At 49.5% G+C, this 3,049-nt stretch carries 4 protein-coding genes and 1 pseudogene; 3 read left to right on the top strand and 2 right to left on the bottom strand.

What is annotated here, in order from left to right:
- Window positions 1-140: 140 nt before the first annotated feature.
- Window positions 141-560, bottom strand: coding sequence for a hypothetical protein (locus CR103_RS21580; protein ID WP_180279494.1), 420 nt, complete (start codon window positions 558-560; stop codon window positions 141-143).
- Window positions 490-861 carry a nucleotidyltransferase domain-containing protein gene (locus CR103_RS21585; RefSeq protein ID WP_229443773.1) on the bottom strand — a complete coding sequence of 124 codons (372 nt, stop codon included), beginning with the start codon at window positions 859-861 and terminating at the stop codon, window positions 490-492. The genes CR103_RS21580 and CR103_RS21585 overlap by 71 nt, the downstream gene beginning before the upstream one ends.
- Window positions 862-1,744: 883 nt before the next feature.
- Here CR103_RS21585 and CR103_RS22340 point away from each other — a divergent pair.
- From CR103_RS22340 to CR103_RS22345, 3 genes and pseudogenes are all read left to right on the top strand, one after another.
- Window positions 1,745-2,032, top strand: coding sequence for a hypothetical protein (locus CR103_RS22340; RefSeq protein WP_143752716.1), 288 nt, complete (start codon window positions 1,745-1,747; stop codon window positions 2,030-2,032).
- A 131-nt stretch (window positions 2,033-2,163) separates the two neighbouring features.
- Window positions 2,164-2,589, top strand: a complete 426-nt coding sequence (locus CR103_RS21590) for a hypothetical protein (RefSeq protein ID WP_143752717.1) — start codon at window positions 2,164-2,166, stop codon at window positions 2,587-2,589.
- A gap of 132 nt (window positions 2,590-2,721) precedes the next feature.
- Window positions 2,722-2,838 (top strand): annotated as a pseudogene (locus tag CR103_RS22345) (IS1595 family transposase); the annotation flags it as partial.
- Between the last annotated feature and the right edge of the window lie 211 nt (window positions 2,839-3,049).

Here is a 3,049-nt window from a genome sequence, read left to right on the forward strand (position 1 = left end):
CACGGTCAGATCAACAATGCTTTCCGGTGTCAGCGCAACCGCCTGTCAGCGGAGCAGTACCGGCACGTCCGCACTCAGGCATTTTCTCTTTGGAATGAGGTCACCGATGTAGCGAAGAACGCGTAATCCGCGACACTTTGTTACCCGCCCAGAGGCAATTTCGCCCCGGGTTCTATAACTTGCTTCCCCGGTTCAGCAAGTTGACAGTACCGGTCGAGGTCGCCCTCGTATTCCGCCAGGTTGCGTTTTTTGTGCGCCGGATCTAACAGTAGCCATTGCTGCGGCGTGTACCACAAAGTGTGCTCCAGGCATTGAAAAACCAGATAGCGGTTTTCGCTGCGGTAGCCATGCACCCGCAGGGCCGATAACGCCGCCGCATGGGCAGCATTGTAAGCTAGGTTGAAGCGGCTCTCGAGCGACAGAATAGGATGCTGGGCATCCTGCAGGCGTAGGGCTGCCGAGCGTAGCAGGCCGGCGCGCTCTCGCGCATCAGGCGGTTCTACTTTCAGTTTGCCGATCCGCGCCAAGTTCGCCAGCGCCGCCGAGTTGGACAATGTCATGTTCGCATCCTTTGACCATTATTTTAGGCTGCTCCAGCACCCGCATCATAAAAGACTTGCCATCGCGCACGCGCTGCGCGAATTCGTCCCGAGTATACAGTGTCGGATTGACCGCGCGGCCGAGCTGCGCCTGCGCCGGCAACAACGCTTCCAGCAACTCGGCATTCGACGGCAGCGATATCAATCCGATGACCATCAGATCGATATCGCTGCCGGCATGCTCGGTGCCTTTGGCCAGCGAGCCGTAAATGAACGCCACCTCGACGAGGGGCCACAACGGCGCCAGCGCGGCGCGCAGCACATCGACGACGCCAAAAGTTTTCAGGACAATGTCGCGCAGCTCTTCAAAGATGGGGTTTGAGGTGCAGTGGAACGTTTATGTTCAGCTGAGCATAAACGTTCCACTGCACCTCAGACCCCAAAGTCGACATGCTTGCTCAGGCCGATCAGCGGATCGCCCAGCTTCGAACGCCGGTTTCCACGTTCTTCTTCGGCAAACAGGCTGGGCTTGGGCATCATCATCGTTCGGGCTCGTCGTTCAAGTCGGTATCAGAATTTTAACGAATTCGTCGCGGACGCGGCAGAGGTTTTTAGAAGTGGCCATAAGACATCTTTGGATGGTGTTGTCAGTTGGTGAATCGAAGGAGCGAGTTAGGAAGCTGAGACGGAACTGCCTGGATTTGAAGGAAGGAATTTCGGCGATTACAGGAAATTGTCTACACCGGTGACCTCACTCCAGAGAGAAAATGCTTGAGTACGGACGTGCCATTACTGCCCAGCTGACCCGTATTGCTGAACATCCATGGCCTTGCAGCCGATCACAAACAGACAAATCGCGTTCTCGCATCGGTTATTGTCGACGGGTTAGCTTTTACGGCAACAAGGTGCAATTACAAAAAGGCGGAATTTTACGGAAGGCAGCGTCGTTAAAATATCTAAAGTAAATTTTTCTTGCTTTTTGTAACTAAGTGTTGCTAATATATGTGATGATGTTGAAAAATTACCTTTACTTCTGGCTCACGTATAGATCCAATTTATAAAAAGCTATAACTGATATCAAACATGATTTAGCTTTGTTCAGTTGAAAATTTCGCATGAAAAGTTCCATACACGGATAAATTACTTGCTAGCTCTGCTAATCCACCGACAAACAGAGCGTTACAAAAACACAATAAGGAAATTAATTGAAAATACTTACTAAACAAGAATTTATGAAAGCAGCTGGAAATCCGATTACTCACAATAGAGACTTTTCACTTTATGACGGCGCACCATACGAGTGCGTCTGTGGCGCCACACATACATTCAGTCAATTTTCTGGCCAACATTTCGGTTCAAGCGGAGCAAGTGCGAAGTTTATAGTTCAGTGCCTAAATAACCAAAACTCAGCCACACTTATTGTGACAAAAAATAAATTTATTATTCTTTTTGATAAGTTTATATCCTTGGCTGGCTGCGTATCGAATAAATAATACGAGAGGATTGGGTGTGGTTTAAATCATAGTTACAGCCCGGCATACATTTTTCGGCTTTGGAGCGATATTATTGTTTCTGAATATGATGACGGCGGATGCATGACTTGTTAATAGAAACGGAGCACAGCATGTTTGAAATAATTGGGATAATCGCCACTATAGTTATTCTATATTTGGTAGTAAAAGGATTCATGCGTCCTTCCTTTCAAGATGTCGAAGCTTTTGAACGCAATCGTCAGACCGGTCATGAAGCACGGAAAATTGCAATAGAAGATTACGAAGTGCCGCTTGCCTATTACAACTATTCTGTCATAAATCACATGGACCGCGTGAAGCAGTGCGCGCTCGAGATGCAGGAACTTAGTCCTCAACATTATGACTACACTTGGCCGCGGCTGCTCGCGAGCGCAGTGCTGTTCGCCTTTCAAAATGAATGCGAACTGTACCAGAAAGGCATTCAACGCACTATCGAGCGCTTGAAGAGCCTAGCGATTTCGGAGGATGCCATTGCGCACACGCTAGCGAAGCGTGAGCAAGCAAACTGTCCGAAATAATTATGTAACTATTCAGCCGCGTAGCAAATGGATAGTTACTATTAATCCTACCTGATTATGTTCTTTCTTCAGAACCTTAACGCTTCCGCCGAGTCAAATCTTCAGAATGTTTGAGTTACTGAGGAGACGATGATGGCCATCAACGGAATTCAGTTTCAGAAGGGGCTATCCCTGGCAGCATTCCTGCAGGAGTACGGCACCGAGGAGCAGTGCGAAGCCGCATTCATCAAGGCGCGCTGGCCGCACGGGGGTACTGTCAACTTGCTGAACCGGGGAAGCAAGTTGTAGAACCCGGGGCGAAATTGCCTCTGGGCGGGTAACAAAGTGTCGCGGATTACGCGTTCTTCGCTACATCGGTGACCTCATTCCAAAGAGAAAATGCCTGAGTGCGGACGTGCCGGTACTGCTCCGCTGACAGGCGGTTGCGCTGACACCGGAAAGCATTGTTGATCTGACCGTG

The organism is Massilia psychrophila (genome assembly GCF_002760665.1).
Classification (GTDB): domain Bacteria; phylum Pseudomonadota; class Gammaproteobacteria; order Burkholderiales; family Burkholderiaceae_D; genus JAFCUW01.